Below are 26428 nucleotides of genomic sequence, written 5' to 3'. Positions count from 1 at the left end.
TCATCCGGCCACCACTCGCGGGCCAGTACACCTGCGCCAGAACTTCACTCGAGCCTTGCTCACGTCCTGCTATTGCCCCCCTTGGATATGACTGGTGAAGGGATGCCGCAGGGCTTCCCGAATCGCCCTGGTCGTGACGGAATCCAGAGTGGGTGGCCCCCCGTTTCCTAGCGGAAACAACGGCGCGAGCGGTTTCGGAAGGGTCCCCCGGCGATTGCTTAAACGGTGTACGGATGCCTCCCGAAATGCTTCGGCAGCCGCGGTGCGCACATTCCGGGAAGCGTTGCTGGCATTGCATCGCCCTGCCTAACATCGCCGCGTGTTTAGCGAAGACGGCCTCGTGGATAACCCTGTACCGGACCGCCGGTGGCTCATCGCGGGTGCTGGTGGGCGGCTGGGACGTGAGATGCGGGCGCGGCTGACCGCCAGGGGGGCCGAGTGCGTGCCGCTCGACCGGGACGGCCTGGACGTGACTGATGCCCGGGCGGTGGCCCCACGTGACTGGCGCGTCGCTCTGGCCGAGGCGTGCAGGGCAGCGCGGCAGGGAGATTCCAAGTGAGGCCCCTGGCGGTGCCCGACGCCTGGGTGGCCAGCCCTCCGTCGTTCAACGACCACCGGGGCTCTTTCCACGAATGGTTTCGCGGCGACGACGTACGCACGGTCACGGGGCGCCCCTTCCACCTGGCTCAGGCCAATTGCTCGGTGTCGCGGCGCGGTGTGGTGCGGGGTATCCACTTCGCCGACGTGCCACCTGGACAGGCGAAGTACGTCACATGCGTGCGCGGTGCGATCCGCGACGTCGTGGTGGATCTGCGCACCGGATCGCCGAGCTTCGGCGTCTGGGACACGGTCCGGTTGGACGAGGAAAACCGGCGGGCGGTCCTTCTGTCGGAAGGACTGGGGCACGGCTTCCAGGCTCTGACGGGCGACGCGACGGTGGTCTACCTCACAACGTCTGGCTACGACGCCTCCCGCGAACACGCCGTGGATCCCTTCGACACGCGCCTGGGCATCGCCTGGGACGCAGGCATCACGCCGCTGCTGTCCGCGAAGGACGCCGCGGCTCTCAGCCTGACCGCCGCAGAGGCTGCCGGGGTGCTCCCCGCCTACGCCGCGTGCGTCACCCTCTCGACCGACGGGGGGACTTCTCCCCCGACCGACCCCAAGGAGTCCCTGTGAAGGCGCTCGTCCTCTCCGGAGGATCCGGGACAAGGCTGCGTCCCTTGACCCACACATCAGCCAAACAACTGGTGCCTGTGGCCAACAAACCCGTCCTCTTCTACGCCTTGGAGGACATCGCCGAGGCGGGCGTGACCGAGGCGGGCGTCATCGTCGGAGACAGCGAGGAGGAGATACGCGCTGCGGTCGGGGACGGATCGCGGTGGGGCCTGAATGTCACCTACATCCGTCAGGCCCGCCCCCTGGGTCTGGCGCACGCTGTGGCCACAGCCCGTCCCTGGCTCGGTTCCGACGACTTCGTGATGTATCTGGGGGACAACTTCCTGCTGGGCGGGATCGTGGAGCAGGCACGACAGTTCCAGGCCTCGCCGTCGGACGCACAGATCATGCTTGCCCAGGTGCCCGATCCTCGCGCGTTCGGAGTGGCGAGCCTGGACGAGTCCGGTCGGGTCACCGCACTCGAGGAGAAGCCCGAGTTTCCCAAGAGCGATCTCGCGCTGGTCGGCGTGTACTTCTTCTCCTCGAAGATCCACGAGGCGGTAGCCGCCATCCGGCCGTCCGCGCGAGGCGAGTTGGAGATCACCGACGCTCTCCAGTGGCTCATCGAGGGCGGTGCAGACGTCCAGTCGTCCGTCGTGTCCGGCTACTGGAAGGACACCGGGAACGCCACGGACATGCTGGAGGTGAACCGGCTGGTGCTGGACCGGGTCGAGCCGCGCATCGACGGTGTCGTCGATGCGCACAGCGAGATCGTCGGAAGGGTGATCGTCGCCGAGGGGGCCACCGTGCGTGGCTCGCGCGTGGTGGGTCCAGCAGTGATCGGCGCCGGTACCGAAGTCACCGGCTCGTACATCGGGCCCTTCACATCCATCGCTGAGAACTGTGCGGTCTCTGGCAGCGAGATCGAGTACTCCATCGTGCTGCCCGGCGCGACCATCGAGGGAGTGCGCCGCATCGAAGCATCGGTGATCGGCCGCAATGTGGAGATCACGCCCGCTACTCGTGCCCCGCACGCCCACAGGCTGCTCCTCGGCGACCACAGCAAGGTGCAGATATCGTCATGAAGAACATCTTGATCACTGGCGGCGCAGGATTCATCGGTTCACACCTGGTGCGCACAGTACTCGGCCCGGACCGACCGCTCGGTGCCGCGAACGTGACCGTGCTGGACAGCCTGACGTATGCCGGGAGCCTGGACAACCTGGACGCCGTACGGCATCACCCGGGATTCCGCTTTGTTCAGGGCCACATCACCGATGCGCCGACGGTCGACCGGCTGATGGCCGAGCACGACGCCGTGGTGCATCTGGCGGCCGAGTCCCATGTGGACCGCTCCATCGCTGATGCCCACGCCTTCGTCCATACCAATGTGTTGGGCACACAGACCCTGCTCGATGCCGCACTGCGGCACGGCACGAAACCCTTTGTGCACGTTTCGACAGACGAGGTGTACGGTTCCGTGCCGTTCGGCAGCGCGACCGAGCAGGACCCCCTCATGCCCAGCTCGGCATACTCGGCGTCGAAGGCATCCAGCGATCTGCTCGCGCTCGCCTGTCATCGCACTCATGGCCTCGATGTCCGTGTCACGCGCTGCTCCAACAACTACGGTCCTCACCAGTTCCCGGAAAAGCTGATCCCGCTCTTCGTCACGCGGCTGCTGCACGGTGAGAACGTGCCGTTGTACGGCGACGGCGAGAACGTGCGGGACTGGCTCCATGTCGACGATCACTGCCGCGGTCTGCTCGCCGTGCTCACCCGAGGTCGGCCGGGCGAGATCTACAACATCGGCGGCGGTACGGAGCTGACGAACAAGGAGCTCACCAGCGCCTTGCTGGCAGCTTGTGGCGCCGGCTGGGACCGGGTCGACTGGGTCGCCGACCGCAAAGGCCATGATCTCCGCTACTCAGTGGACTGGTCGAAGATTCGCCGGGAACTCGGCTACGAACCCCGGCGCGACTTCATGACCGGGCTCGCCGAGTCCGTCGACTGGTACCGCAAGCGCTACGTCCCCTGAATGGGGCCGAGCCGGCAACCGGACGGGCGGCCGGAGCCTCGGGATGTCTGGCGCCGTGTGCGGATGATGGCCAGGCCGGCCCGGGTAACGGTGCTTCTGCGAGCTGCAGTGTCCCTCGCGCCAGAAGAACAGGGCGGCCTCTCGTCATCCCGGGCCACACATTCCGCCCCGGCAGGGCGACTTCAGACCGAAAGTGAAGACAGTGGTGTCTGCTCAGATGACCCAGCGTTCCTTCCGAGACGTGCTCGGCCAATTCGCCACGGGGGTTGTTCTCGTCACCGCGGAGACCGACAGGGGACCGGTTGGCATGGCCGCCAACTCCTTCACCTCGGTGTCTCTCGACCCGCCGATCGTCGCCCTGTGCATGGCGGACTCGTCCACCACTTGGCCCTCTGCCCGGGCCGTCGGCAGCTTCGCGGTCACCATCCTTCGCGAGGATCACGAGTCCGTTTGCAAGATCTTCGCCACCCGCGGAGCTGATCGCTTCGCGGGTGGCACATGGGGGCGCACCCCAGCGGGGCACCCCTTGCTGGAAGACGGCCTGGGTTGGCTCGATTGCCGGATCGATACGATTCACCGGGCAGGTGACCATGAACTGGTCATCGCAGGCGTCGTCGAATGGTCTGTGGCTGGATTCGGAAGGCCACTGGTCTTCCACTCGGGCAGCTATGCACGGCTGGCAGACCCGGACGAAGGGCGAAAGCCGCCACAACCACGACGGTGATCCGATCGGCACCGCGGCATCTCCGTTGCTCCAGCGAAGGCGCTGCTGCGGGACGGGGCGGCCATGGTGACCGCGTGGCTGTCACGGATCCGCAATCCGCCGAGGACCCCGGCCTCCTCCGGGCCGCGGGCCCAGTCGAGTCCGGACCCGATGCGGTACGCACAGGGCGGCCAGGCGGGCGCGAACATCAAGGTACGCGGGATCGCCGGCCCGACTTCCTCAGCGATCTCGACACCCTTGATGGCCTGGATGCCCATCAGCGCGCCCGCGAGCCGGGCATCCAGCTTGCGGTCCCCGTGCACATGCGAGCCGAGCCCCACAGGCACCCGTACGCAAGTACCTCGACGACCCCGCCCAGCGTGTCACCGTACTTGTGGGCCTGGTCGATCTCCGCGACCACCGCCTTGCCGGCGTCCGCGTCCAGGCAGCGCACCGGATCCGCGTCCAGCTTCTCCGCATCGGCGGGCGTCGGATACACCCGTATACGGCGCCTTGGCCGAGGCCAACTCCACGACGTGCGAGACGATCTCGATCCCTGCGGTCTCCTTCAGGTACGACCGCGCGATCGCGCCCAGTGCCACTCGAGCGGCCGTCTCACGGGCACTGGCCCGCTCCAGGATCGGCCGCGCCTCGTCGAACCCGTACTTCTGGCATTCCCGCCAGATTCGCGTGGCCGGGCTGCGGCCGGGTCAACGGCGCATTTCGAGCAAGATCCATGAGCACTCTCGGGGTCGACCGGATCGGCCGCCACGACCTGCTCCCACTACGAGTGCGGGTCCGTGCGATTCCCCCGCGGTCAGCCGGCGCAACCTGCTCAACGTTCCGGTCCTTCCGCCTTCTGCAAGCGCTGTGGCACATCTTGCGCGGCGCATTCGTCGAGAACCTCACTCAGGCCGACCGCGGGCCCGGACCTGATCAGAACCGTCGAAACGGTGGTGGCCCTGCACGGTGGTGGCGAACGGAGGCAGGCCTGCGCGCAGAGTCAGCCCTCCCAGACCAGGCCGCGCCCCGCTAGGGCCGCGACCTCGAAGCAGCCTTCGACAGTGGCCTCGACATCAAAGGCTGCCACTTGGGTGGGCGGGTACCCGATCAGGTGAGCCGCCCGATTGGGCAGCGCGGCGACGGCAGCTGCGGCGTCCGCCGACTCCCACAGCATGACGGCCCCCCAGCGGTTCGTGGCTCTATCGGAGATCCAGAACTTCAGCCGGAGGCCAGGGGTGGAGGCGAATCGCTCGATCGCTTCATCGCGCAGGAAGTGGCGGAGTGAGTCGATCGTCTGCCGTGAAGCGGTGAGATCCCACCACACGATCACTATTCGCATGAGCGCAGCACCTCCGTCAACAAACCGCCAAGGATCCGCACGCCGTCCTCGGTGAGTACGGACTCGGCGTGGAACTGCATGGAGGCAAAGGTTCGCCCGCGCAGCGCGTGTACTTCCCCCGTGCTCGGGTCCCGACTGATCTCGAAGACGCCGTGCTCAGGATGGTCGATCTTGTCCACGGTACTGAGTGCCGCGAACGTGTTGTAGAAACCGACGCGTTCGCGCGAACCGAACAGGTCGATGGTGCGCTGGACCCCCTGGTTGGGTACGTCCCGGCGGGCCAGCTCCAGGCCGAGTCGATTGCTGAGCACCTGGTGACTCAGGCAGACGGCCAGGAAGGGAAGGCCCTCGGCCAGGCGACGGCTGATCACTTCATGCAGATGGGCGATCTTCGGGTGACTGACGTCCCGGGGGTCGCCGGGGCCCGGACCCATGACCAGCAGGTCGTACTGGGATGCGTCGTATGGTTCGTCGAACCGGCGGACGGTCACGTCAAGCCCGACTGAGCGGAGTTGTGCGTCGATCATCGACGTGAAGGTGTCCTCTGCATCAACGACGAGAACCTGCCGGCCGACCAGGCCCGGCGCCGGAATCGCACGCCGACTTCTCTCGTCCAGCCAGAACCGAGCAATGGTGTCATTGCGCCGGTCGAGCGCGGCGCGTACCTCAGGGTGCTCGGCAAACCGCTGCGGGCCCCCCTCTCCCAGAGCCGCGAGCAAGCCCGCGGCCTTCGCCCGGGTCTCGGCGCCTTCGCCCTCAGGGTCGGAATGACGTACCAGGGTCGCGCCGACGCCGATGCTCAGCCGGCCCGAGCCGTCGATCTCAGCGGTGCGGATGAGGATGGCCGAGTCCATGGTCCGCGCACCTTCGGCATCCCGCCCGATGAGGGCCATGACTCCGCTGTAGTAACCGCGGCCGTAAGCCTCGTAACGATTGATCACCTTGCAGGCGCTCTCCAGGGGCGACCCGGTCACGGTCGGGGCGAACATGGTCTCGCGCAAGATGTCACGGGCATCGCGTTCCGTGTGCCCTTCGATGAAGTACTCGGTATGAGCAAGACGCGCCATCTCCTTGAGATAGGGGCCGGTGACCCGGCCACCGCCCGGGCAGATCCGCGCCATCATCTTGAGCTCTTCGTCGACGACCATGTACAGCTCGTCGGTTTCCTTGCGATCGGCGAGGAAGGCGAGCACGCCCGGCAGATCGGGGCCCGAAGCCGGATAGCGGTAGGTACCGCTGATCGGGTTCATCACCGCGCGCCCTTGGTGCAGGCTGACGTGCCGCTCGGGGCTGGCGCCGACGAAGGTCCGGTCGCCGGTGTGCACGAGGAACATCCAGTACGCACCCGACTCACGCTGCGTCAGACGGCGGAAGAACGACAGGGCAGCGGTAGGAGTGAAGTCGGCGAGATCGGCGACGAAGGAGCGCTTGATGACGAAGTTGGCCCCTTCCCCGTTGCCTATCTCCTGCTGGATGACGTCACGTACCACGTTGACGTATTCGTCGTCGTCCACGTCGAAGTGGGCATCGGTCAGCGCGACCGGCTCGTCCGGAAGCCTTCGCAGGGCCTCCTCGAGGGGCAATGTGTCCTGGTCGGCCACGGTCATCGCGATCAGTGGCGCGCCGTCGTCCGAGGCGACGTAGCCGCGCTCCTTGATCTGCCGGAACGGCAGCACAGTGAGGACATCGTGACGGGCATCGCCCGCGGGGCCCGTCAGCTCGGGCACGGGGATATCGGCGATGGTCTCGACCTCACGGACGTCCCCGACCAGGACCTCCAGAATGTCCCGCTCGGTAGTCGTCGGCCGGTACAGCAGAGCGTACGCGGCGGCACGCCCGGCCAGTACTGTTCCGAGCAGATCAGCCGCCGTTGTCATCGTGTCGTCTCCTGGTGAGTGTCGACCGCCGCGAGTTCGTCGACCACCGCCTTGGTGGTGGTGACGACGGCACACCGTTCCGCGGCGTAGGTGAGTGCCTGGCGGTGGTGGCGCTCGGAGAAGTCGGCCACCGCGTCGGCGACGAGGAAGGTCTCGATGTCGTTGGTGAACGCCTCAACGGCGGTCATCAGGACACCCACATGGGCATACACGCCGCACACGACGAGCTGATCACGTCCCTCGGAGCGCATCCGCTCGAGCAGCTCGGTCCTGAAGAAGGCGCTGTAACGCCACTTTGTGAACATCCAGTCGCCTGATTTCGGTTCGAGCGGATCGACGACCTTGCGGTGCTCGCGGTCCACGCGCATACCCGGACCCCAGAAGTCCTTGAGCAGACCGCGCTCTTCGTCGGTCATGCCGCCCGGCTGTGCCGTATAGGCGACCGGCGCGCCACGTCGCGCGAACTGCTCTCGCAGTTCCGTGGCGTTGCGGACGAGGTCGGTCACAGGGGCCTCCCCCACGGGGAACGGAGCGAGGAAGTAGCGCTGCATGTCGTGGATGAGCAGCACTGCCCGCGCTGGGTCGATGGTCCAGTGGGGAACCGGCAGGGGCAGTGCGCCCTCGGTGGGCATGGGGTACGGCTGGATCGGAGGGATACCCGCCATGGATGTCCTTTCGTGAAGGTCGCGAGACAGTGCGCGCCGGGCCGGGCGAGAGGTTGCTGGGTCAAAGCCGCAGAGCGCATCGCCGTCGACCGTCAGATCGTGCAAGGGTGATGTGCGTGGCTCGGTCGGACAGGAGGAAGGCAACGGCCCTGGCGATGCCGGCGGGCTGGGCCGGCGCGGAGTGGGAAGCTTCTCCACCAGGAACGGGAGCCGGCCTTCCGTGCCGCTGTTGAATGTGGCAGCGGCTCTGCGGACTCAGCCACGCCAGGCGGAGGCGACGGCCAGGGCCTGTCCGGGATTGAGGCGCGGGTCGCAGAGGCTCGTGTACTTGACGCCGACATCATGCAGCTGTGAGTGGTCGTCGACACACTCAGTGACCTCGTCCGGAGTGGTTTCCAGATGCAGTCCTCCGGCAATGCCACCGGATTCGGTGACCGCGGTGTGAAACTCCTCCACCTCGTGAACAACGGCCTCCACGAGCCGTGTCTTCGAGCCGTCGGACGCCGTCACGGTGTTGCCGTGCATCGGGTCGGTCAGCCAGATCACCGGGTGCCCTGCCTCCCGTACCGCGCGGACCAGGCGGGGCAGCACCCGGGGCACCTCTGCACCACCCATTCGGGATATCAAGGTCAGCCGACCAGGGGTGCGGTGTGGGTCCAACGCCTCGCACAGAGCGAGGAGTTCGTCAGGAGTAACCGACGGGCCCACCTTGCAGGCAACGGGGTTGGCGACCGCGGCCAGCAGTGTCACGTGGGTGCCGTCGACCTGCCGCGTCCGTTCCCCGATCCACGGCCAGTGCGTCGACGAGAGGAGCCAACGGCCGTCGGCCTGATGGCGGGTGAGCGGAAGTTCGTAGTCCAGCAGCAACGCCTCGTGGCTGGTCCACAGCGCTGCTTCCAGGCGAGGCTGTGCTTCCTGCGCGTGCCAGCCGAGGTGGCCGAGTACGGTGCGCGCGGCACCGTACGCCTTGAGCAATCGGGTGGGATCGGGGCGGCGCAGCTCCGGGTCGGGCTCGGGCGAGTTGACCATGTGTCCGCGGTAGACGGGCAGTTCGACGCCACCGACCCGCTCCATCGGACGGGAACGGGGCTTGGCGAACTGGCCGGCTATCCGGCCCACGCGCAGGACCGACTTGTGCCCGACCATCTTCATCGCGCCGGCCAGCATGTCGAGCAGCGCTGCCTTGCGAGCCACGTCGGCCGACGTGGCTTCGTCCCAGTCCTCGGCGCAGTCTCCGGACTGGATCACCTGGATCTCCCCGGCAGCCGCCCGCGCCAGCAGAGCGCTGAGTGTATCGACGTCATCAATGTGTACCAGGGGCGGCAGCCTGGCGAGCTCAGCCCTGACGCGGGAAAGTTCCGCGTGGTCTTCCCAGCCGGGCTGCTGACGTGCGGTCAAAGACCGAATGCGGTCATGGATGCTGCTCAACGGAACCCTCCCGGAAGCGGTCGGATTCCGACTGTGGAGCATGCGAGCACCGAGGGAAAAGCAATTACTGCACTCTGTCAGGTGATGCTGGTATCCCGTACCGACTTGACGCAGTTTCCAGCGCTGGTTGCCCGTAACAGACCGTGACCGACACGCTCAACCGCTGCCATTCGCGGGGAGCTGCCCCATTGCTCGGCCCAACAGGTCGGTGCAGCGGCAACGACAGACAAGGCCTCAGCATCACGAAGGAAGGACGAGCGCCGCGACAGGGCCCGGAAAACGCAACCCAGAAATGGGTTCGCCACCATCTGGAGTTCTCCATGCCCGGGAGCCACCGGATTCCACGTCATCGATGGACGCGGCGTGCGGCGATCGGCCGGGCCGACGCGCTGCCGCCTGCTGCCGCGACGCCTGGCGGGGCCCCTCGTCGGCTCTTGCGGTGGCGGCGGCGACGCACGCCGGCGACCGTACGCACTGCCCACGGTGCCACGATCGCCACCCACAACTCCCGCTACCGGTAGGTAAGCGGCCGGCACGCGGACACTCAAGCCGCGTAGTGCCGAGTCGCCCACGAGGCGGCGCGATGCGGTGCCCCTGACACCTCGTCCGTCATATCGACTTCCGGCCATGATTGAAGAGGGGGCTTCGACGTACCACCGGAACAGACTTGGAGGGCTTCTGTGAGCGTTCTCACCGGCAGTGTCGGGCCTGCGTGGAATCGTCGCGTCGTGCCGTCGCCGCGTACTTCGCCAGTAATCATCGACGAACGCGAATTCATGCTCAGGGACATGTGCAACGTCCTGTTCGCGTCACTGCCGAGGAAGGACCAACGTCAGAAGGCTGAGTTGTATCTGCGAGGGTTGCTCGCAACGAAAGGGCGTAAGTCCATCCGGAACGTCGCGGCATGCCTGGGCGATCCAGCGCTTCAGCAGACCTTGCATCACTTCATCTGCGAATCCACCTGGGACTGGCACGGGGTGCGCGAAGCCCTGGCCTACTGGATCCGATGCGTGATGACGCCTCAGGCGTGGGTGGTTCGGCAGCTGCCGATACCAAAGTCAGGCCATCACTCCGTGGGGGTGAGCCGCGGCCTCGACCTCTACCGGAACCGGGTATTCCATGGCCAGCAGGCCTTCGGCGTGTGGTGCGCGTCGGAGGAGGTCGCAGCGCCGGTGAACTGGCGACTGCTCCTGTCGGAGCAGGCGGGGGACGACCATGGCGCAGACGCCGACGCGGCCAGGGGACGGGTTCCCAGCCGCGTCGTTGAGACGCCGGAGGAATGCGCCACGACTGCAGCCCTTGGGTTCACCTGCCTGCAGAACGCTCTCCGGCGCCCGGTGGTGCTCGATCTGCCGGTCCACGAACCGGAGGTGCTTCTGCGGCGGTTCGGCGCGGCCGGTGTGCCCGTACTGGCACGGGTGGCGAGCACTGCCCGGTTCGCCGTCAAAGAGCCCGCACTGGCCCGCAATGGGGGCGCGGGCGTACTGCCGGCGCAACGGATCCTCGACTCTGTCGAGGGACACCGCCGACGCATTGCCAGGTCCGCCCTGGTGTCCCCGATGGACGTACGGCACACGCGCGCCCTCAAGATTCGCGTGGGGCTGCCGGGCGGTACGTCCCGGTTGCAGCGGGCCCCTGAGGGAGGTTTCGTCCTGCTCGGCGAGAGGGGGCACGAAGGCGCTTCCGCCCCCCAGCCGTGGATCACCAACATGAGCGATGCGCCGACGTCCGCGCTGCTCGGCCTCTCCCGATCGGCCGACCGAGTCGGCCGGGACCTCGCGGACTACGGAGACCACGCAGGGCTACGAGACTTCGAAGGGCGGTCGCTGCGCGGCTGGCACTGCCACATGACGCTGGCCTCCGCGGCGCATGCTCTTGAGGCGTTGGCCGCAAGCCGTCAGAAGCAGGAAGGCTATGTCCCCAAGGTGTCCTGAGCTCCCGAGGCCGCCTCCCGCCGGCGTCGCAAGGCATCTCGGGCGCGTAACAACCGGAGCGCCAGCTGCGCTTCTGTCGCCTGCCGGGGATGCTGCCAACCTGGACCAAGCAGTTCGGCGATGCTCTCCAGTCGGCGGGTCACCGTGTTGCGGTGGACGTACAGTCTGCTCGCCGCCTTCCTCGGACTGTTGCCCGAGGCGAAGTACGCCTCCAACGTCGCCACCAGGTTCGTCTTGCGCTCGGCATCGTGGGCGAGTACCGGCCCGAGCACCGACTCGACGAATCGGTCCACGTCATAGTTGTCGGAAAGCAACAGTCCCAGAAAACCGAGGTCGTCGACGGACGCAGCGCTCCCCACGCCATCCAGCGCGATCAGTGCGTCGCAGCAACGCAACACCTCCTGGTAGACCTCGGAAACCGAGGAAAGTCCGACAGCGGGTCCGGCCGAAGCCACGGTGACGGGTTCGGCGAGCAGTGGCGACAACTCTCCGAACACCGTCCGAGCGGCAGCCGAGGCATCAGTGCCTGGCAGCAACAGCACGATGTCATCAGCGTGCACCGTCATCAGACCGGACCGGTGGTGGGCGTACGTCGAGGACCACGCCACTGCCTTACCCCGTTCATCGCCCTCCAGCCGGACCGCCACGACGACGTGCAACTTGTCCGAGTCGATGCCCAACTGCATGGCTCGGCGGGCGAGTTGATCCGGCGGCAACTGGGGGGTTGCAGTGAGCAACTCGCCGAGGAACTCGTCGCGCAGCGGACCCTGCGCGGCAGCCGCGTTGTCCTGCATCACGAGCTGCAGCGACATCATCTGTGCAACGAAGCCCAGGAAGTCCAGCTCGTCCCTGCCGAGCGACTGGGCAGACTGCAACAGGACCACGCCGAGCTCGTCCCCCGCACGGAGGGGGGCTGCCCAGGCGTTCTCGCCCATCGCGACCGGGCCGCCCGCCCCGTGCGCTTCCAGCACCGCCTGGGCGATCAGCTCCCCGTTGAACTCGGGAACTCTCCCGGCGTACGCGAAGGCCTGGCCGCAGGCGTCGCTCACCACAAGAGCAGCGTCCAATGCCCTCGCGGCAATCTTGGCGGACTCCTCCAGATCGCCGCTGCCCAACGCCAAGGCTCCCAGCTCGGACGAGGCCCTGGCCAGCTCTCGCAGCCGCGCAATGTCCGCCTTTCCCCGGGCATTCGCAGATGCCAGTTCTGCGTTCTCCTGCTGCGACCGGTGCAGGATCCTGGCCTTCTCCAGGGCAACCGCGGCGAAGTCGGCCAGACACTGCATGCAGCTGATCTCGTCGGGCGTGAAGTGGCGGACGATTCGCTCCGCCGCGTACAACACACCTACAGGAACGCCATCCTGACGGATCGGCACTGCCATGATGGCGTGCAGCCCCTCCGCGCGCACAAACGAGTCAAGGTGCTGGCGGTGTGGTATGCGGTCGTCGTTGAGGTAGTCCGAGGTCCAGCAAGGCGCCCCCGCCTCCTGCGCCAACGAACCGAGCCCGTACCCCTCTTCAAGCACACGCCTCACGTTGAGCGTGGTCGTGTCGCCGTCCGAGCTGTGGATGTATGAGCCGCCCTCGGGGTTGCGCAGGCTGATGTAAGTCATGTCGAACCCTAGGAGTGCTCGAGCGCGACTTGTGATGACCTTGAGCAGCGCAGCAGGGTCGTATGGAACCGTCATGTCGTGGACCGTCGTGACGAGGCCTGCCATGACCGACTCCCGCCGCCGCCGCTGATGGCTGAAGTCTTGAATTCTCAGCGCCAACTGGACCGCTCTTTCGAGTTCGACCAATGACATCAAGGGCAGGTTTTCGCGGCGTGCTCTATCGAGCAGATCCTGAAAGCGCCCAGGAGGGGAATCCAGTGCGAGCATTTCTAGAACATCCAGCACCAGGCTGTCCATAAGTACTTCGCTATCCATCATGAAGCCCCCTAAGTTCAGAACCGGGCGCACGCCCCGTTCGAACCTACGACCCCCATCGGGGCGGGTCAAGCCACTTCTCATCCCGGGCGGAGCCACACACGACGCAGCGCTTGACGTTTTTCAATCAGGATTGGAATGGCAGAAACCGGCAGCGGCATCCTGATCTGAGAATCGATTTCTAGGAAGTGTTGCAGCGCGAGCTGGGGCCGCGGACGCCGAGGGTCGGCTTCGCAATACGATCAGGAGAATGAACACGACCATGGTCGAGGGCCATTCCTGAGTTCCGCTGATCAGCGGTTGAGGGACGAGGCTGCGCCGCGCTCGGATTTCTGAATGAGCAGCCCGGTCCCGGATGGCGCCGGTCCTCACGCCGGTGCCGAATGGGCGCGCCCCGCACCAGCGGGTGCTGACGACCTGCCGCTGGGACCTCAGTGACCCTGGCGACACCTAGTACTCCAGTCAGATTTCGTGTCCTGAGCTGCTGGTTGTCGTTGTTCGGGTATGGACGTGATACCTGAAGTCGATTGCTGGAAGTCCGAGTTGGAGTCGGTTTCGCTCGGGTGGCGGGCCGGTTCGGGCGGGCGGATCTGCGGTGGCGGATGCGTGACTACGTGCGGGGACTGCTGGCGCCGGTCGGGCGGAAGAACGGCTGGCAGCTGGCCGAATGGGCCGGCCACCGTGATCCGGCGGGCCTACAGCACCTGCTGAACGGTGCCCGCTGGGACGCGTGCCGTTCGCGATGACGTGCGGGACTACGCCGCCGAGCGGCTCGGTCCGGGCGGGGTACTGATCATCGATGACACCGGGTTCGTCAAGAAGGGCACCACCTCGGCCGGAGTGGGCCGGCAGTACACCGGCACCTCGGGGAAGATCGACAACTGCCAGATCGGCGTGTTCGCCGCCTATGCCACCAGCTCGGGCCGGACCCTGGTGGACCGGGAACTCTACCTGCCGAAAGCCTGGACCTCCGACCGTGAGCGGTGCCGGGCAGCGAAAATCCCTGATGAACGCGGCTTTGCCACCAAGGGTGAGCTGGCCCGGGAGATCGTGCGCCGCTGCCTGGCCGCGGGCCTGCCGGCCGCCTGGGTGACCGCGGACGAGGCTTATGGGCAGGACTGGAACTTCCGCCGCCTGCTCGAGCAGCTCGGCCTCGGTTACGTGTTTGCGGTGCCCAAGTCCCAGCAGATCAAGTCCCTGGCGGGGATCTGGCGCATCGACCAGCTCATCGACGAAGCCCCCGCCGATGCCTGGCAGCGGCTGTCCTGCGGCGACGGGGCGAAGGGCCCACGCGTCTATGACTGGACCGCGGCGAAACTGCCCGCCAACATCATTTTCGACCCGGATTCGCTGACCCATCATCGCTGGGTGCTGGCCCGCCGCAGCCTGTCCGACCCCGACGAGATCGCCTACTACCTCGCCCACGCACCCGTCGGCATCGAGATTGACGAACTCGCCCGGATCGCCGGCAGCCGATGGGCGGTCGAGGAATGCTTCCAGGCCGCGAAGAACGAGTGCGGCCTGGACGAGTACGAGGTCCGCCGCTATCCGGGCTGGTACCGGCACATCACCCTGGCCATGCTCGCCCATGCCTTCCTCACCGCCCTGGCCGCCCAAGCCGCCCACCGGGAAACCGCAGAAACGAACCGACCAGCCTCGTCTCCCTCACCGTGGCGGAAATCCGACGGCTCCTGGACACTCTCCTGCCCCACCCCAGACCCGAACTCAACCAGCGTCAGCAAGCCCTGAGATGGTCCCACTGGCGCAGACGCCACCAAGCCATCGCACAACGATGCCACTACCGGAAAAGAGCCAGCTCAGGACACCAAATCTGACTGGAGTACTAGTACTACAGCTGCACTTGTAGATGGTGAGGGTAGCCGCGTCGTCGCCCGTGGCTGATCTTGGCCTGGGCCTGGTGGTGGCGTCGGAAGCGAGACCAGGCCACGATGTGGGCGCGGTCGTTGAGTGGCTGAAGGGGCCGGATCAGCGGTGGAACGCCGCACCAGCAGCAGGTGCTCGAAGCCCGCAGCCGGTGCGGCCAGTGCCGCGTCCCGTCGGGCCGAGTGCCGCACCCCCACCTCGACGGTCGCCCAATCGTAGCGCCGCATCCCGAATGGCACGGCCTGACGTGACTCCCTCACCCAAGGGGTACCAGGCGCAGGGCTTCCTCGGCGCACCCCCACGCCAGCGTGACGCCAGCGCCCCCGTGCCCGTAGTTGTGCACGACCACCAAGCCGACGTGTGCGTGAGCGCTGCGTGAGCGGACGGGCGGCACTCGGGGGGACCGGGCGGCACGCCTGTCTCGGTCGCACCTCTCTGACCAGAGGGAAACGGGACTCCGTGGCATCGGCCGGCACCACTCGGGATGATCTTGCAGGCCCTCGTAATGCGTAGGTCTCGGGTTCGAATCCCGAAGGCGGCTCCATTTAGTGCCCCAGGTCAGTCCCTGACCTGGGGTTTCTTGTTGTTTGTGCTGCCTGGTCCGTTGGGAATGCGGCTGTCGGCCAACGCAGTGTGATGCGTAGGTCAGGGGTTCAGGTGCACCGCTCGTGCCCAGGCAGCTTGTCCTGGTCGGCTGAGCAGGATGTGCCGAGCGCGGGTCGGGTTGCCGATGTCGGACAGTGAAGGCCGGAACCGAGCCTCTGAACCTCTCGATGGCGGTGGAACGCCGACCTCGAGCTTCCCCACTGGGTGTACCGACCAGATAAATGAGTCCGATGTGTGTGCTGGTTCGCAACCACCCCCCAGGTCATGCCTTCGACAGGGGGGAACAGCCATGCCGGGCCGGAGGTCAGCGGCCCTCTTGCAGGACCGCGAAAAAGATAACGGGGGCAGCCGCGGATCACCGGGCCCCGCGGCGCCGTCCCGGTCGAACGCGCACACCGCCGGTGCTCCGACCACCACCGCGGCGAACGGCGCGGGCACCCGCCGCGCGCCACACCGCCATTCACGGCGGTGTGGCGCATGTGACTGGATGCCAGTTTTCAGGCAAGAGTTATCGCTTTCTGGACGGAATCACTTGCCGCTCTTTACAGATGTAGTCGGCACCAATCGAAAATGATCGGAAGTCTGAGGTCCGTTTCATTGCTCGGTGCGGCTGAGTACGCCGCTCACGTTCAGAACCTCGTGGCATCCCTGCGCCCTGCGGCCGGTGGCCGGAGTGCCCGGCTTGGCACAGGTCACTTCGATGGTCACGGTGTCGTTCGCGGGGATCTTGATGGGGGTGACCCAGTGGTAGTCCTGGTTGCGGAAGGTCTCCAGAGCGATCGTGGTGATCTTGCGGTCGCCGAAGCTGATCGTCATCACCCCTTCGTCACCCTGGAAGTTGGCGACGACGATGTCCGTGACACCGAAGACGCTCTTCTCGGGCACCTTGTAGGTACCGGTGTCGGTCTGCCCGCCGGAGGTCTTCAGGTCGATGGTCGCCGAACTCTGCTGACCACCCCCGGCCGAGGTGCCGTCACCGCCCCCTCCGGGCCCCTGCCCCTGCCCCTGGCCCGAGCTCTGGCCGTCGGGCGAGGCGCTCGCGCCGCCGGAACCGTTGCCCGGTGTCTGCCCCTCGCCGCCCTGCTCTCCGGCGGCCGTGGGGCGCGGCTGGACCGCCTCGTTGGCCGCCTCCTTCGCGGCGCTGCGCACCGCCGGGCGGACCAGCGCGAACCAGGCGAGCAGCAGCGCGAGCAGCGCCGCGAGCACGGCGAGCAGCCACTTCGGGAAGATGGGGATCTGGACGAACTCCGCGTCCAGCGGCGGCCGGTCGGCGCTCTCGCCCGCCCGGGCCTCGTCCTGGTCACCGGTCTCGGTGGTGGTCAGCGTGAACGGCCACACGACCGGGGAGCCGAACCAGACGGGCTTGCCCGTCCGGACCCGCAGCCCGACATCGACCGACTCGCCGGGCTCCAGCTTCGGCTCGGCCGGGTTGAAGGCGAACGCCAGCTCTTCGCCCGCCTGACCGGGGGTGAAGCCCACCTGCACCGGGGTGTTGCCCTCGTTGCGCACCGCCAGCCGGTAGCGGCCGCGCAGCCAGCCGCGGCGACGGCGCGGCTGCAACTCGGTGCGCAGTTCGTGGAACTCCTCCACGTGCACGGTGGTCTCGGGAACCCGTACCGCGTCGGGATGCTCGGTCGGCAGGACCCGTACCGCGAGGGGCATCTCGCCGGCCCGGATCTCCGGGGAGCGCGGCGGCTCCAGACGGAACGTCACCGTCTCGGAGGTGCCGGGGTAGAGGGAGACCCGCGCGGGTTCCACGGTGGTCCAGGAAGCACAGTCCCCGACGACCTCAAGGCTGTAGGCCTCGACGATGTCGCTGTCGTTGCGGACGGTCAGACTGGTCGTGGCGGTGCCGCCCGGGGCCACTGTCACGACCGGGATGTCGAGTCCGGGCGCACCGGGACCGGAAGAGGCTGGAGAAGGCGTCACACCACCACGGTAGAAACGCCCGCAGGGTGCGCCGAGGGGTGCGAGGGCAACACCCGGGCAGTCGTGGTGCCCGCGAGGCCACCGCCAACCCGCCCGTGGAAGTGGCTGGTTGATGTCACGCGACGGCTCCCGCGCGCCGCCTTCCGGTGTTCGTCCCGCCCCAGCGATCCTCCCCTACGAACTCATGAACAGGTACCCCCCCATGTCCTGCGCAGAGGAGAACACCCCGGCCATGCCTGCCTCCACGTCTCACGTGCCTGCCGCCGTCGGTTCCGGGCACCGGGTCTCGCCCACCGGATGGCCGGAGCGGGTGACCGTGGCCGTCTACGCCGCCGATCCGATCCTGCGCGTCGGCGTCGTCCAGCAGTTACGCCAGCGCCCCGAGGTCGACCTGCTGGCCGAGGCCGACGCGGAGGGCGCCCAGGTGTCGCTGGTGGTCGTGGACCACGTCGAGGACGACGTGGCCGCCCTGCTGCACCGGCTGCGGCTCAACTCCGCCACCCGCGTCGGCCTCGTGGTCGGCACCCTCGGCTCCGGCGCGCTGCAACGCGTCATCGAGTGCGGCGTCCCGGCGGTGCTGCGGCGCGCCGACGCCGACCAGGACCGGCTCGTCCACCTGGTCCTCGCGACGGCCAACGGCGAGGGGGTACTTCCCGGCGACCTGCTCGGCAAGCTGCTCTCCCACGTCGGCAGCCTCCAGCGCTCGGCGCTGGATCCGCAGGGCCTGTCCCTGTCCACGCTGACCACACGGGAGGCGGACATGCTGCGGCTGGTGTCGGAGGGACTGGACACCGCCGAGATAGCCCGCAAGACCGCGTACTCCGAACGGACCGTGAAGAACGTCCTGCACGAGATCATCAACCGCCTCCAACTGCGCAACCGGGCCCATGCGGTGGGCTACGCGCTGCGGAACGGGCTCATCTGACGACGGTCGGGTACGCCGGTGCTGCCCGAAAGCACACCGCACGTTTCCCCCGGGTACGGCCCCGCCGCCCTGCCGCGCCGTGCGCGGCCGTCGCAGGGTGGCAGGGGCACATCCACGTGCCGCACCAGACCGCGAGGGGGACCTCCATGGGAACCGCTGGCCGAGGTGGGCGGTACCGCCCCGGGAGACTCGGCATGTCGTTGCTGCTGCTGATCCCGCTGCTCGGGGTGACGGCGGCCTCCGGGCACAGTGGCGCCGAGTCCGCGCCGCCGGCCGCGGCCGCGGGCACCACGGACACCCGGATCGCCTACGCCGGCACCCGGCACCGCAGTCTCGGCAAGGTGGCCACCACGACCTCCAGCCCCCCGCTGTTCGGCGAGGGCCCGGCCCACCAGGACGTTCAGCCGTCCGCCCTCGGTGACCAGATGGTCTTCGCGAGCTTGCGCGACGAGGCGACCCCGCAGATCTACCTCCGGTCCGCCGACGGTTCCGTACGGCGGCTGACCAGCGGCATGGATGCCGCGCACCCCCGGCTGACCCCGGACGGCGCCTCCGTGGTGTTCGACGCGGCCGAGTCCGGCGGCCTGGGGAGCGGGACGCGGCGCGACCTGTGGCAGGTGCGCACCGACGGCACCGGTCTGACCCGGCTGACCGACACCCCCGCGAACGAGGAGGGCCCGACCGTCTCGCCCGACGGGCAGCGGCTGGCGTACGCGAGCGACAGCGATGCGGCGGCCGGGGAGCAGATCTACGTACGGCCCCTGAACGGCGGCACCGCCACCCGCGTCACCTCCCCCGCGAACGGGACGGCCGGCGAACCGGTGTGGAACCCGGTGAACGACGACGAGAACCGGGACTGGATCGCGTACACCGCCACGACCACCGTCGACGGGCAGAGCGTGCCCCGGCTGCGGGTGACGAACGCGAACGGCACCGGTGACGAGCCGCTGCTCGGGGGCGATCGGGCACAGTGGCGTGCCCACGGGGCAGCGTGGCTGCCCGACGGGGACCAGGTGCTGTTCCTGAGCCCCGAGATCACGTGTGAGTGCGAGGGCGACTGGGACCATGTGTTCAAGGCGACCGCCCACGACGCCGAGCAGGTCCCCCCGCTCGTGCTGAACGAGGACCGGGAGGTCTCCTCGGTCACCTGGTCCGGTTCGCTCGACGGCGGCGGCGCGGTGGTCGAGCGCACCTCGGCGCCGGCCCCTGACAAGGAGCACTCCGGCGCGCACGTGGTGACGCTCCAGGACGTCCGGGCGGACGGGTCCGACCCCCGCGACCTGGGGCTGCCGATCCTCAACGAGGATCCGGAGGCCGACACCAACACCGAACCCTCCAAGGACCCGCTGTTCCAGCCCGCGGCCAAGTACGACCCGTGGACCGAGCGGCAGAACTACACACCCGACGGCCGCCGGATCGTGCTGACCCGCTTCGAGGACGGCTCCCAGGGCCGGATCGAGCGGATCTGGATCGCGGACGCCGACGGAACGAACGCCCGGCCCATGCCGCTCGCGGGACGCGGCGCGACGGACTGGGACACCGACCCGACGTTCTCCCCGGACGGCAAGTACCTCGCCTTCACCCGGACTTCACCGGGCGGCGTCGGCGGGCCCAGCCGCATCGTCGTCGCGGACGCGGCCACCGGCGCGATCACCGGGCAGATCACCCCGCCGGCCGGGCAGCAGACGGGCGGTGACGCCCAGCCCACCTGGTCCTCCGACGGCACCACCCTCGCGTTCACCCGCAACACGGTGATCGACGGCAACGGCGGCAACAAGCACATCTGGACCGTGCCCGTCGACCGCCTGGACCAGCAGCGCGACCTGAGCGCCACGAACTGCCCCGGCGCCTGCGAGGTCATCGACGACAGCCCGGCGTTCTCGCCGGACGGCACCACCATCGCCTTCAACCGCAAGAGCGGCGGCGGCCAGGTCGACCGGGGCGGCGGCATCCTGCTCACCTCCCTCACGGGCGACGACTGCCGGGTGCTGACGCCCGCCACCGCCCTCGACTTGCCCGGGGCCTGCGGCCGGCAGCTGCCGGACCCCTCGGCCACCGGCCCGTTCCAGCCGCGCGACGCCGCCTGGACGGCCGACGGCGAGAGCCTGGTGATCAGCTCGCGGGCCGAGGCGGCGGTCAACAGCCCGGAGACGCTGGGCCTGTTGGACGTCGACTCCGGCGACCTCACCCCGCTCACCGGCACGTTCCCGGGCCGGCAGAAGGAGCCCAGCGTCCAGCAGTCCGTGAACCTCGCCGTCAACGCGCCCGGCACCACCCCCGAGGTCACGGTCGGCAAGTCCACCACCGTCCGGGTCGACCTGGTGAACAACGGCCCCGCCGCCTCCCCGGGCACCACCCTGACCATCGCCCCGCCGGCCGGCGTACAGGTCACCGAGGTGACCCACCCCGGCGGCACCTGCGACGCCGCCACTCTCCAGTGCGACGTCGGCGTGGTGAGGCCCGGCACCACCGTCACGGTGAACGTCACCCTCACCGGCCTCACCGCCGGTGACCAGCCCGTCGACTGGTCGGTTACCGGCACGGTCATCGATCCGGAGCCCAGCGACAACGCCGGCCGGACCGTGGTCCCGGTGCGCGAGGCGGCACCGCCGCCGACCCCGAATCCGCCGACCCCGAATCCGCCGACCCCGACGACGCCCACCGTGCCCACCGTGCCCGCCGAGCCGCCCGCGCCCGACGCCGGGCCCGGCGTGCGGGTCACCGCCCAGCCCAACCCGGGCTACGTCGGCGGACGCGTCGTGGTGACCTACACCGTCCGCAACGGCCGCAACGCGCTCGCGACCGGGCTGCGGCTGCGCATCGGCCTGCCCCAGGGCATCCCGAACAATGGGCGGCCGCAGGGCTGCGACAGCTCCTGGGTGTGCGCGCTGCCGGACCTGAAGCCGCGCGCGAGCACCGTCGTGCGGGTCGTCCTCAGCCCGGACAAGGCGCTGACCGGCCGTGTCACGGGTGAGCTCACCACGACCGGCACCGACGCCGACAAGGGCGACAACACCGCACGGCAGCGGCTGCGCATCCTCCAGCCGCGTATCGTCGCGGTGCCGAACATCGGCAAGCCCGGCTTCGTCACCTCCGTGCGCGGCAAGGACTTCCCGCCGGGAGTGCCGGTGCGGTTCACCTGGAAGCCGGGGATCACCGCGGCGGCGGCGCCGACCGTTCCGCTGCCGGACGGCACCTTCATCGGCCAGTTGCTCATCCTCGCCAAGGACCAGACCGGACCGCGCGTCATCACCGCCAAGGGCCGCGGGTTCTCGCCGGTGACGACCGACTTCCTGGTGGTCAGCGGCACCTTCCAGCCGCCCGACGAGGTGACCCGCCGGTGATCCACGAAGTCGACGAGGGCCTGCGCCGGCTGCTCGGCGAGTCCGGCCTGGAGGCGTCGGGCGTCGAGGTGGCCTTCGACGCCCCCACCCGGGACTGGGCAGCGCGCCGCAGCGCCCCCACCGTCTGCGTCTTCCTTTACGACATCCGGGAGGACGCCACCCGGCGCGGCAGCGGCGCCGGGGAGGTCTACGACGCCGACGGGTATCTGGTGGCGCGGCGCACCCCGCCGCGCTGGTTCGAGCTGACGTACCTGGTCACGGCGTGGGCAAGCCGCCCGCAGGACGAACACCGGCTGCTCTCGCAGGTGCTGGCGACCCTGATGGGCGCCGATACCCTGCCCGCCCGTCTGCTCACCGGCACGCTCGCCGACCTCGGCCTGACGGTGGGACTGGACGCCGGCGGGGTCGGACTCGACGCTCCGGCCGCCGCTGACGTGTGGTCGGCGCTCGGCGGCGAGCTGAAGGCGTCCCTCCAGGTCCGGGCGCGGGCGCCGCTCGCCGGTGTGACCACCGAGACCGCGCCGCCGGTCACCGAAGGTCTCGTCGTGCGCTCCGCCACCAGGAGCGAGGGCGCGCAGGCGACGCCGGGCCGCCGCCTGCGCTACACGGAGGCCACCGACCCGGGCCCGGACGGCGGCTTCGCGGGCCCGCGCGAACGGGGCCCCGCCCCCGCCCGTCGCCGCCGCCGCCGCAGAGGGGACCGCCAGCCGTGACGCACACCGTCGAACCCGACGTCGTCGCCGGACCCGTGTCCGTCGACGTGGAACACCTGTGGGACCGGCTTCGGCTGGTCGAGGACCGGGTGCGGCACGCCGTCGCCGTCCGGCGCGCCGCCGAACCCGACCCCGACGACCCGTACCGCGGCCAGTACCTCACCCCCGACGCGGTCGCCCGCATCCTGGACGAGCCGGGCGGACTCGGCGTGCCCGCCCACGAGCCGTGGCAGCCGGCGGCCGGTTCCGTGCTCGACGGACTCGCCCGGCGGTTCGGCCTGTCCCCGCTGGACCTGGACCTGCTCCTGGTCGCGCTGGCACCGGACCTCGACGCACGGTTCGAGCGGCTCTACGGCTTCCTCAACGACGACCTGACCCGCCGCCGGCCCACGGTCGGGCTCGCCCTGGAGCTGTGCGGGCTGCCCGGGGCGGCGTCCGGCCGGTTCCGGATCGCTCCCGGTGCGCCGCTCGTCGCGGGGGGCCTGGTGGAGGTCACCGAGCCCGAACGGCCGCCGCTGTCACGGGTGTTGGCGGTGCCGGACCGGGTCACCGGGCACCTGCTGCGCAGCACCCGCCCCGATGCTCGGCTCGCCGGAGTGCTCGGCGCCGCCCGCGAGGACCCGACCGCCGAGGAAGCGGACGTCCGGCGGACGGCGGCCGCGGCCGGCACCGGCGTCGGCCTCGTCCATCTGCGCACCCGGGGAGGCGACGCGGCGGGGCTGGCCACCGCAGCCCTGCACGCGGCCGGGCTGCGCCCGCTCGTCCTGGACGCGGCGGCGCTCGCCCGGCGCGCGGGCGACGTACCGGAACTCGCCCGGGTCGCCGCCCTCGAAGCCCGCCTCACCGGCGCCGGAATCGTCCTCGGCCCCCTGGAGGCGCTGCCCGGCGAACCCGCCGAACGCGCCCGCACGCTCGGGGCGTTGTGCGCGGCGCTGCGGGGCATTCCCCTGATCACGCACGGCACGGTCGGCTGGGCCCCGGAGTGGGCGGCCGACACGCCCGTCGCCCTGACCGTCGCGGCGCCTTCGCCCGAGCGGCAGGCCGCGCGCTGGCGGCACGCCCTCGAACGGGCCGCCGACGACAACTCCGACGACGGCTTCGACCACATCCCCGGCGGCGGCTCCGGTGACGGCCTCGCGATCGGCGACGTCGACAAGCTCGCCGAGGCGGTCGCCGCGCATCGCCTGGACTCCGGGCAGGTGCGCCGCGCCGCCGACGTGGCGGTGCGCACGGCCGCCATCGCGGGCCGCCCCGTCGGCCCCGACGACCTGCGCACCGCCGTACGAGCCCAGAACGGCGCGGGGCTCGACCGACTCGCCCGCCGGGTGGAGCCGGGCGTCGGCTGGGACGACCTGGTGCTGCCGCCGACCACGCACCGTCGGCTGCGCGAACTGGCGCTGCGGGCCCGCCATCGCGAGCAGGTGCTCGGGCAGTGGGGGATGCGGCCCGGCGGCGGCCGGGGGCGCGGCGTGATCGCGCTGTTCGCCGGCGAGTCGGGCACCGGCAAGACCATGTCCGCCGAGGTCGTCGCCGCCGACCTGGGCATGGACCTGTACGTCGTGGATCTGTCCACAGTTGTGGACAAGTACGTCGGGGAGACCGAGAAGAACCTGGAGCGCATCTTCACCGAGGCCTCCGCGGTCAACGCGGTGCTGCTCTTCGACGAGGCCGACGCGATCTTCGGCAAGCGCTCGGCAGTGAAGGACGCGCACGACCGGCACGCCAACATCGAGTCGGCGTATCTCCTCCAGCGCATGGAGTCGTTCGACGGGATCGCGGTCCTGACCACCAACCTGCGGGCCAACCTCGACGAGGCGTTCACCCGACGGCTCGACGTGGTGGCCGACTTCCCGGTACCCGACTCCGGCCAACGCCTCGCCCTGTGGGAGCGCTGCCTGGGCGGACGGCTGCCCCGCGCCGACGACCTTGACCTCGCCTTCTGCGCCGACCGCTTCGAACTCGCCGGCGGCTCCATCCGCGCCTGCGCGGTGACCGCGGCCTACCTCGCGGCGGAGGCCGGCAGTCCGCTCACCATGCGGCAGTTGGTGACGGCGGTCGCGCAGGAGTACCGCAAACTGGGGCGGCTGGTCCTGGAGGGGGAGTTCGGCCCGTACCTGGACGCGGCCGCCGCGGCCTGAACCACGCCGGCGGTCAGGAGCCGGTGGACATCTTGTCCTCGTAGTCCGAGTCGGAAGCGCTGCCCTGCGACCCGAAGTCGATGGTCGCGAACGGCTGCCCCGGCGACGGCGGCTGGGAACCGTCGGACATCTCGACGTCGGACTCACTGCTGGAACCGCTGTCGCTGTCGGGCGCGGGTGCCGGGACGTCGTGCAGGGTGTACGTCGCGCCGGCCTTGGTCACCCAGCCCGCGGCGATGTACGACTCGATCTGCTTGTCCCGGCGGTCCTTGGGGATGTCCTTGCGGGTCATGGCCTGCGCGTGGGCGTCCGCGGTGCTGGTACCGGCGGCGGGGGTCTGGCCCTGAGCCCTGCGTTCCTCGTAGTCCTTGTACGCGAGGAAGGTGCCCTTGTCCTGGGACAGCGCCGCCAGGGCGAAGTTCTGCATCTCGTCCTCGGTCAGCTGTGTCCTGCCGCCGAGCGCTTCCTTGGCCTTCGTGTAGTAGTGCGCCAGGTCGCTCGGGTCGTTGCCCGCCCTGATCAGGTCGTTGATGTCCGGTTCGTTCTCCCACGTTCTGTAGTGGGCCTTGTCCAGGTAGATGTCGATGCCGACCGGAATCATCACGTGGTGGTGATTGCCCATGGCCGCCGCGTACTTCACCTCGAAGCGGAGGTCGCCCTTGCTCACCCCCACCAGTGCCTGCTCGATCCGGCGCCACATGCCGGTGCCCTGGTTCAGGGACCACTGGGGGACGATGTTCTGCGAGACGTCGTCGCCGCCCACCTCCAGTCCCATGACATGGCCGCGGTCGTAGCCGGCCCCGCCGAACAGGTCCTTCCACACCTGCGGCTCGGTGGGCGCCGCCGTGCCCTTGCGTTTCTGACCCTTGTAGGCCTGGTGCAGGGACTTGACCGCGACCGGGTTCGGCGCCGCCGCCCGCCCCTTCGTGCCGGTCGGCTTGATGGGACCGGTCACGCTCTGCGGGCGTTTGATCTTCAGGCCGTACGCGGGCTCGGCGTTCTCCCTGCTGGGCTTGTAGTGGGTGACGGTCGCGTCCTCCAGCGTGGTGACGCTCTTCCGCTGCACCGCCTCCGCCTGCACCGCCTCCGCCTGCACCGCCTCCGCCTGCGCCGGCGTCGCGTGCCCGCAGGCCTCCGGCGCGCGCTGGACGTCCGGTGCCGGCCCGGACAGGACCTTGCGGGCGTTGGCCTCGGCGGCCCGCTCGAAGCGGTCGCCCGGATCCGACACCGCGAACCCGTGGCCGGTGGCGGTGCCCGACACCGGGCCGTCGCGCTGCTGCACGACATGGGTGAGCTCATGCGCGAGGGTGTGCTTGTCGCCGCCGCCCGCGCCGATCACGACATGACTGCCCGAGGTGTACGCGCGCGCCCCGATGGCCTGGGCCGAGCGGGCGGCCGCCGTCCCCGTGTGCAGTCGTACGTCGGAGAAGTCGGTCCGGAAGCGGGACTCCATGTCCCGGCGGACCGGCGCGGCGAGTGGCTTGCCGGCCGAGCGCAGCACCTCGTGCACGCCGGGGTCCGGCTCCTCCACGACGGGTGCGGGGCGGGCGCGGCGGGCGATCATCGCGGTCACCGCCGCGTTGCCCGCGCCGCGCTGCCCCGCCCGGAGGGCGTCGGCGGTGAGCGGCGGCGGTACGGCGGGGCCGGCGGAGGTCTCCTGGCGGGCGGCGGCCGGGCCGCGCGTGGCGGACCGCCGGTTCTCGTGCTGCTCGGCGTGCGCCTGGGACGTCCGCAATTCGTTGCCTCCTCGTCGGCGCAGCACTCTTGCGACCCCCAGTGGACCGCCCGGGCGCGCGGGGCGTCCAGGCCCGTACGGGCAGAA

16 protein-coding genes and 3 pseudogenes are annotated in these 26428 nt (G+C 69.4%); 10 read left to right on the top strand and 9 right to left on the bottom strand.

What is annotated here, in order from left to right:
• Window positions 1-555: 555 nt before the first annotated feature.
• The 4 genes from J7E88_RS26040 (at window position 556) to J7E88_RS26025 (ending at window position 3917) form a co-directional block, all read left to right on the top strand.
• The gene (locus J7E88_RS26040) at window positions 556-1179 is read left to right on the top strand and encodes a dTDP-4-dehydrorhamnose 3,5-epimerase family protein (protein ID WP_215185224.1); all 624 of its coding nucleotides are present in this window, start codon (window positions 556-558) and stop codon (window positions 1177-1179) included.
• The gene (locus J7E88_RS26035) at window positions 1176-2243 is read left to right on the top strand and encodes a glucose-1-phosphate thymidylyltransferase (protein ID WP_215185222.1); all 1068 of its coding nucleotides are present in this window, start codon (window positions 1176-1178) and stop codon (window positions 2241-2243) included. The genes J7E88_RS26040 and J7E88_RS26035 overlap by 4 nt, the downstream gene beginning before the upstream one ends.
• Window positions 2240-3193, top strand: coding sequence for a dTDP-glucose 4,6-dehydratase (rfbB, locus tag J7E88_RS26030; RefSeq protein ID WP_215185220.1), 954 nt, complete (start codon window positions 2240-2242; stop codon window positions 3191-3193). Before J7E88_RS26035 ends, rfbB begins: the two co-directional genes overlap by 4 nt.
• 217 nt (window positions 3194-3410) lie before the next feature.
• Window positions 3411-3917: a flavin reductase family protein gene (locus tag J7E88_RS26025; RefSeq protein WP_215185218.1), complete on the top strand. Its 507-nt coding sequence runs from the start codon at window positions 3411-3413 to the stop codon at window positions 3915-3917.
• 218 nt (window positions 3918-4135) lie between these two features.
• Here J7E88_RS26025 and J7E88_RS26020 read toward each other — a convergent pair.
• The 5 genes and pseudogenes from J7E88_RS26020 to J7E88_RS26000 form a co-directional block, all read right to left on the bottom strand.
• Window positions 4136-4680, bottom strand: a pseudogene (locus J7E88_RS26020) (chorismate synthase); the annotation flags it as partial.
• A gap of 219 nt (window positions 4681-4899) precedes the next feature.
• Window positions 4900-5238, bottom strand: a complete 339-nt coding sequence (locus J7E88_RS26015) for a YdhR family protein (protein ID WP_215185216.1) — start codon at window positions 5236-5238, stop codon at window positions 4900-4902.
• Window positions 5229-7115, bottom strand: a complete 1887-nt coding sequence (locus tag J7E88_RS26010) for an anthranilate synthase family protein (RefSeq protein WP_215185214.1) — start codon at window positions 7113-7115, stop codon at window positions 5229-5231. The genes J7E88_RS26015 and J7E88_RS26010 overlap by 10 nt, the downstream gene beginning before the upstream one ends.
• Window positions 7112-7780 carry an isochorismatase family protein gene (locus J7E88_RS26005; protein ID WP_215185212.1) on the bottom strand — a complete coding sequence of 223 codons (669 nt, stop codon included), beginning with the start codon at window positions 7778-7780 and terminating at the stop codon, window positions 7112-7114. The genes J7E88_RS26010 and J7E88_RS26005 overlap by 4 nt, the downstream gene beginning before the upstream one ends.
• Before the next feature lie 255 nt (window positions 7781-8035).
• Complete coding sequence (locus J7E88_RS26000) at window positions 8036-9250, bottom strand: 3-deoxy-7-phosphoheptulonate synthase (RefSeq protein WP_215185210.1); 1215 nt, start codon at window positions 9248-9250, stop codon at window positions 8036-8038.
• 638 nt (window positions 9251-9888) lie between these two features.
• On the opposite strand from J7E88_RS26000, the gene J7E88_RS25995 reads away from it, so the two are divergent.
• On the top strand, window positions 9889-11142 hold the full coding sequence (locus J7E88_RS25995) for a transposase (RefSeq protein WP_215185209.1): 1254 nt from the start codon (window positions 9889-9891) through the stop codon (window positions 11140-11142).
• Here J7E88_RS25995 and J7E88_RS25990 read toward each other — a convergent pair.
• Window positions 11121-13049 (bottom strand): GAF domain-containing protein, encoded by a 1929-nt coding sequence (locus tag J7E88_RS25990; RefSeq protein ID WP_215185207.1) that lies wholly within the window; start codon window positions 13047-13049, stop codon window positions 11121-11123. The two genes, J7E88_RS25995 and J7E88_RS25990, sit on opposite strands and share 22 nt — an antisense overlap.
• A 522-nt stretch (window positions 13050-13571) precedes the next feature.
• Between J7E88_RS25990 and J7E88_RS25985 the strand changes: the two are divergent.
• A pseudogene (locus J7E88_RS25985) lies at window positions 13572-14816 on the top strand (IS701 family transposase).
• 391 nt (window positions 14817-15207) lie between these two features.
• Here J7E88_RS25985 and J7E88_RS36190 read toward each other — a convergent pair.
• Both J7E88_RS36190 and J7E88_RS25980 read right to left on the bottom strand, forming a co-directional pair.
• Window positions 15208-15306 (bottom strand): annotated as a pseudogene (locus J7E88_RS36190) (amino acid oxidase); the annotation flags it as partial.
• A gap of 845 nt (window positions 15307-16151) precedes the next feature.
• Window positions 16152-17486, bottom strand: a complete 1335-nt coding sequence (locus tag J7E88_RS25980; RefSeq protein WP_308307608.1) for a hydrolytic protein — start codon at window positions 17484-17486, stop codon at window positions 16152-16154.
• 232 nt (window positions 17487-17718) lie between these two features.
• Here J7E88_RS25980 and J7E88_RS25975 point away from each other — a divergent pair, with 232 nt between their 5' ends.
• The 4 genes from J7E88_RS25975 to J7E88_RS25960 all read left to right on the top strand — a co-directional run bounded on the left by J7E88_RS25975 (window position 17719) and on the right by J7E88_RS25960 (window position 24606).
• On the top strand, window positions 17719-18411 hold the full coding sequence (locus J7E88_RS25975; RefSeq protein WP_215185229.1) for a LuxR C-terminal-related transcriptional regulator: 693 nt from the start codon (window positions 17719-17721) through the stop codon (window positions 18409-18411).
• Between the two features lie 194 nt (window positions 18412-18605).
• Window positions 18606-21755: a hypothetical protein gene (locus J7E88_RS25970; protein WP_251023216.1), complete on the top strand. Its 3150-nt coding sequence runs from the start codon at window positions 18606-18608 to the stop codon at window positions 21753-21755.
• Entirely contained in the window at window positions 21752-22468 is a 717-nt protein-coding gene (locus tag J7E88_RS25965) for a DUF4255 domain-containing protein (protein ID WP_215185204.1), read from the top strand. Before J7E88_RS25970 ends, J7E88_RS25965 begins: the two co-directional genes overlap by 4 nt.
• Entirely contained in the window at window positions 22465-24606 is a 2142-nt protein-coding gene (locus J7E88_RS25960; RefSeq protein WP_308307607.1) for an ATP-binding protein, read from the top strand. Before J7E88_RS25965 ends, J7E88_RS25960 begins: the two co-directional genes overlap by 4 nt.
• 13 nt (window positions 24607-24619) lie before the next feature.
• Here the strand turns inward: J7E88_RS25960 and J7E88_RS36185 are convergent, their stop codons facing one another.
• Window positions 24620-26341: a DUF4157 domain-containing protein gene (locus J7E88_RS36185; protein WP_374196320.1), complete on the bottom strand. Its 1722-nt coding sequence runs from the start codon at window positions 26339-26341 to the stop codon at window positions 24620-24622.
• Window positions 26342-26428: the final 87 nt, after the last annotated feature.

It is taken from the genome of Streptomyces sp. ISL-10 (assembly GCF_018614575.1).
Classification (GTDB): domain Bacteria; phylum Actinomycetota; class Actinomycetes; order Streptomycetales; family Streptomycetaceae; genus Streptomyces.
The sequence above is the reverse complement of the archived record's forward strand: the minus strand, read 5'-3'. Positions and strand labels throughout refer to the sequence as shown.